The following is a 4523-nucleotide window of genomic DNA, read 5'->3' as shown; positions in this document are numbered from 1 at the left end:
CCCGAGGACACCCCGCACCTGACCGGCACCCCCGCCGCCGTCCCCGGAGGCGCCATATGACCAGCCCGCAGCCCATCCGCGTCCTGGTCGTCGAGGACGATCCGGTCGCCGCCGACGCCCATGTGCTGTACGTCAACCGCGTCCCCGGCTTCACCGCCGTCGGCAAGGCGCACACCGGTGCCGAGGCCCGGCGTCTGCTGGACCGTACGCCCGTCGACCTGCTGCTGCTCGATCTGCATCTGCCCGACGGGCACGGCCTCCAGCTGGCGCGGTCGCTGCGCGCGGCCGGGCACCAGGCGGACGTCATAGCGGTGACGTCGGCCCGGGACCTCACGGTCGTGCGCGAGGGCGTCTCGCTGGGGGTCGTGCAGTACGTGCTGAAGCCGTTCACCTTCGCCACCCTGCGGGACCGGCTGATCCGCTACGCGGAGTTCCACGCGGCGGCCGGCGAGGCGAGCGGTCAGGACGAGGTGGACCGCGCGCTGGCCACCCTCCGCGCACCCGGCCCGGCCGCCCTGCCCAAGGGGCTGAGCGCGCCCACCCTGGAGCGCGTGACCGTGGCCCTGCGGGACTGCGCCGAGGGGCTCACGGCGACCGGTCTGGCCGAGGTGGTCGGCATCTCCCGTATCACCGCCCGCCGTTACCTGGAGCATCTCGTCGACGCGGGCCGGGCGGCCCGCAGTCCGCAGTACGGGACGGTGGGGCGCCCGGAGTTGCAGTACCGGTGGGTCAAGGGCCAGCAGTAGGCCCGGGACCGCAACGGCCAAGCCGTGCAAGCTCATTGACCTGACCGGACCACTCCCCCTGCCGCAGTCGACCGGTCGGGCCGAGCTGACGTGAGGGCCGAGGACATCCCGACCTGTCACCGCTCGGGCAGCACCCCGGGACGGAACGGCTCCACGCCCACCACCCTGCGCACCCGCACCGGCTCGATCAGCAGCATCACCCGGCGCTCCCCGGCGAGGAGCCACGGGTAGCGCTCCTCGCCGATGTACTTCCGTGTGAGCCGGTCCATGGAGCGCTCCGCCTCCTCGCCCTCGACGAAGCGCACCACCCGGCCCCGGATCTCGACGCGGTCGTAGGGGTTCTCGGGGTCGTGGTGGGAGAGGGAAACGTTCGGATTGCGCCGCAGGTTTTCCTCCTTCACACGTCCGATCGCCGTGTTGACCATGACGTACTCACCTTCGAGGTCCGCCCACATGGGCGAGACCTGCGGCGCTCCGTCCGGACCGACGGTCGCGAGATGCCAGAAGTTCGGCGCCAGCAGCCGTTCGCGAATATGCCCCTCTACCTTGCCATTCACTTCGTACACGAAGATCGCACCTCTTTCCGGCCACCCGTCCGGGCACCCGGCGCCATCGTCACCACCGCATCCACGCCACCGACAGAGGATCTTCGGCCAGCCCGAATGCACGGTCGAAACCGTAGGTTCCTACGATCCGTGATCCTGGCCGAACAGACCGTAGTCACCCCTTCCCGGCTCCCCTAGCTTGTGGGCCGTGCGCCGACCCCCCGCCCTGCCCAGCCAGCCCGGACCGCCCTTCGACAACCTCACCGCCCGCAGGCTCCGTGTCGCTCTCGGCATGGGGCCCGAGCACGTGGCCTACGGGCTGCGCGTCTCGTACGGCCTCCCCTACGTCACCCCGGATCTCGTCATCGCCTGGGAACGCGGGATCGTCTGCCCGACCAGTCCGGAACTCACCGCCCTGGCGGGCGTGTTGTGGTGCTCCTCCGGTGAACTCATCGGCCGCCCCCGCACCCTGCGCGAGCACCGCGTCGCGCGCGGCATCGCCCCCGAGGACGTCGCCCGTGCGGTGGGGCTCGAACTGCCCGCCTACCTCCGCATGGAGGAGCACGACGAATGGCGCGGCACCGACCGCCAGTCCGCGGCCCTCGCCGACCTGCTGGAGCTGAACCTGCCGGACTTCGTCGCCGTCACGGGACGCGAGCGGCGGCTCGCCGAATGCCTGCGCGGAGCGGTCAGCACCCGCTGGCAGGCGTACGTCCGTCAGATCACGAAGATCGTGCCCCTGGACCGGCGCCTGGTGGAGGAGACCCTGATGGATCTGCACCGGCAGTACCAGGGGCAGATGGTGTCCACCCTGAGCTGGGGCGGGGGCGGCGCACGCTCCGGCGAGGCCGGCCGGGAGTTCCTGGACGGGATCGTGGAGCGGTTCTGGGAGGCGGTCGAGGGACGGCCGTAGCGGAGGGCCCGTGACAGGCAGGCGCACCGGTGCGAGGCCGTGGCCGAAGGCGTTGGCGACATGTTCACTGACCACGCTCGCCTCGCACATACGTGTCAGTCCACGTCCAGGACGTCCAGGGCCAGCGTGTGGGCGATGGCGAGGCGGCGGTCGATGTCGGGCGTGCGGATCTCCAGTACGTACCGGGTGCGCAGCCCCAGCTTCTTGGCGACGGTCATCAGCGGCTTGCCGCTCTCGGTGTACTTGAATCGGTACGGCCAGATGAACGGCACGTATTCGAGATACGGCACGAACTCCCAGATGAACCGGACGAAGGCCACCACCCGGCTGCGCTCGCGGCAGGTCAGCTTCATCGTCCCCGGCTGCCGCACCTGCCATGTCCTGCGGAGGAAAGACGCGCCCGCGTCCTCGTAGAACGACCCGAAGGACTGGCCCGAGGCGTCCCGCACGTCGTACATGTAACCCACCTCGTGGTCGCGGCCCTTGAAGGCGGCGAGAACGGACTTCCTGGACGCGTCCGTATAGACGGTCACCTGCCCCCTGAGCGACAGCCGCTTCTCGCGTGCGTACGCGACAGGCTCGCCCTCGGAGCCGTCCGGCCGGGCCACGCTCACCACGTACTCGCCGGCCGTGAGGCTCAGTGTCTTCTTGATGACGAAGGTGTCGTGGGACTGGATGTCCGGTGCTTCCGCGGGGGTGGGGGCCGGGGTCGGCGCGGAGGCGCGGGCGGCCTTGGTGAGAGCGACGGTGGACTTGTCCTTCTCCGCGCCCGTTCCTGTACCCGACTCCGTGCCCGTGCTGTCCATGTGACATCTCCCGTCGTCCCCGTGTCCCCGTTTCGGCCCGTCCATCGTCGGCCGCACGACCGGCCCGGCGCAGTCTCCGGAAGTCGCGATCCCGGGCGACGGAGGTGTCACCTTTCGTCGTACGGTGGCCCGACGCTCGGCCGATGCGCGCGTCTTCCGGGGTTCCTACCGTCGGTCCGGTGTATGCGGACAGGGAAGTGGATGTGAGGGTGGGTACGGATGTGGGAGATCAACAGGTACGTTCCGCCTGGCTCACCGTTCGGGGCCTGCGGCGCCGGTTGACCGGCGGTGTGGTCTGGAGCCCCGCCCGTATCGTCGCGGAGGCGGCACTCGCGGTCACCCTTGCCGGGCTCGCCACGGGCATCGGCGTGTGGATGGACACGTTCGGGGCGTGGACCGTCCTCCTGGCCGGGGCGATGGCTCTGCTGGCGCCCGCGCGCCACGCGCTGCCCGCCACCGCCCTGATCCTCTCCGCCCCGCTGGCCGGGGGGTGGAGTGTCATGGCCTCCGTGCTGCTGGTCTGCGCCGCCTGGTCGGCGGGGCGGCGGATCACGGAACCCTGGCGGGTGGCCGCCGCGTTCGGGGCCGCGTGTGTGCTCCACACCGTCCCGAGCCTGTACCAGGACATCACCTCAGGGGTCGCGCCTGTACTGCTCGTCACCCTCGGGTGGAACGTCGCGACCTTCCTCACCCTTGCCGTGGTGCCGGCCCTCGTCGGCCGCTACCGGGACCAACGGCGGCGGCTGCTCGACGCGTTGTGGCAGAACAACGAGCAACTCAGGCGTGAGCAGGCAATGGTGGCCCGTGAGGCGCGGCTGCTGGAACGCAACCGCATCGCCCATGACATGCACGACAGCCTCGGCCACCAGCTCGCCCTGATCTCCGTGCACGCGGGCGCCCTCCAGGTCGACCCGGAGCTGACCGGAAACCAGCGGGAGGCCGTACGGATCCTCCGGGGTGCCTCCGTCACCGCGATGGCGGAGCTGCGGGCGGCGGTGGGGGTGCTCCACGACGAGGCGGAGTATCGGGGGCATCAGAACGAGCAGCAGTACCAGGGGCACCAGCGGCAGCCGGTGGGCGGCGCCGCCTCGGTGCCGTACGCGCCCCGCACCACCGCCGCCATCGACGGTCTGGTCGAGTCGTCCCGGGGCGCGGGCACGGCCGTGTCGCTGGACCGGAGCGGTGTCCGGCGGCCGTTGGCGCCCGCCGCCGACCACGAGGCGTACCGCATCGTCCAGGAGGGGCTGACCAACGCCCACAAGCACGCGCCGGGCGCCCCGATACGCCTTGCCCTGCGGTACGAACCGGACAGCCTGGTCGTGGAGGTCACCAACGGGCCCCTGCCGGGCGGAGCGCCCGAGGTGCCGCCGGAGATCAGCGGCGGCCAGGGGCTGAAGGGGCTGCGCGAGCGGGTCGGCCGGGTCGGCGGCATGGTGCACACCGGGCCCACCGAGGACGGCGGCTTCCGGATCGCGGGGATGCTGCCGTACGGGGAGGAGAGCAAGGCGGGAAG

General features: G+C 71.3%; 5 protein-coding genes. 3 read left to right on the top strand and 2 right to left on the bottom strand.

The features are described 5' to 3' along the window. Positions 1 to 56: 56 nt before the first annotated feature. Positions 57 to 746, top strand: coding sequence for a response regulator (locus EHS43_RS38080; RefSeq protein WP_125195176.1), 690 nt, complete (start codon positions 57 to 59; stop codon positions 744 to 746). Positions 747 to 862: 116 nt separating this feature from the next. On the opposite strand, the gene EHS43_RS38075 is transcribed toward EHS43_RS38080, so the two are convergent. Then, a complete protein-coding gene (locus EHS43_RS38075) occupies positions 863 to 1312 on the bottom strand; it encodes a PPOX class F420-dependent oxidoreductase (RefSeq protein ID WP_185806591.1) in 450 nt (149 codons plus the stop codon). A gap of 187 nt (positions 1313 to 1499) precedes the next feature. On the opposite strand from EHS43_RS38075, the gene EHS43_RS38070 reads away from it, so the two are divergent. After that, the gene (locus EHS43_RS38070; protein ID WP_125195175.1) at positions 1500 to 2204 is read left to right on the top strand and encodes a helix-turn-helix transcriptional regulator; all 705 of its coding nucleotides are present in this window, start codon (positions 1500 to 1502) and stop codon (positions 2202 to 2204) included. A 95-nt stretch (positions 2205 to 2299) separates the two neighbouring features. Here EHS43_RS38070 and EHS43_RS38065 read toward each other — a convergent pair whose 3' ends face one another. Beyond that, complete coding sequence (locus tag EHS43_RS38065) at positions 2300 to 3010, bottom strand: hypothetical protein (protein WP_125195174.1); 711 nt, start codon at positions 3008 to 3010, stop codon at positions 2300 to 2302. Positions 3011 to 3231: 221 nt separating this feature from the next. Between EHS43_RS38065 and EHS43_RS38060 the strand changes: the two genes are divergently transcribed. Beyond that, on the top strand, positions 3232 to 4523 hold a 1292-nt coding region (locus EHS43_RS38060; protein ID WP_312023470.1), incomplete at its 3' end, for a histidine kinase.

It is taken from the genome of Streptomyces sp. RP5T, from assembly GCF_003933965.1.
Lineage (GTDB): Bacteria > Actinomycetota > Actinomycetes > Streptomycetales > Streptomycetaceae > Streptomyces.
This window is presented reverse-complemented; position numbering and strand designations above follow the sequence as displayed.

Coding starts and splice junctions, on each gene's coding strand:
- EHS43_RS38080 (WP_125195176.1), top strand. CDS start 57: ATGACCAGCCCGCAGCCCATCCGCGTCCTGGTCGTCGAGGACGATCCG.
- EHS43_RS38065 (WP_125195174.1), bottom strand. CDS start 3,010: ATGGACAGCACGGGCACGGAGTCGGGTACAGGAACGGGCGCGGAGAAG.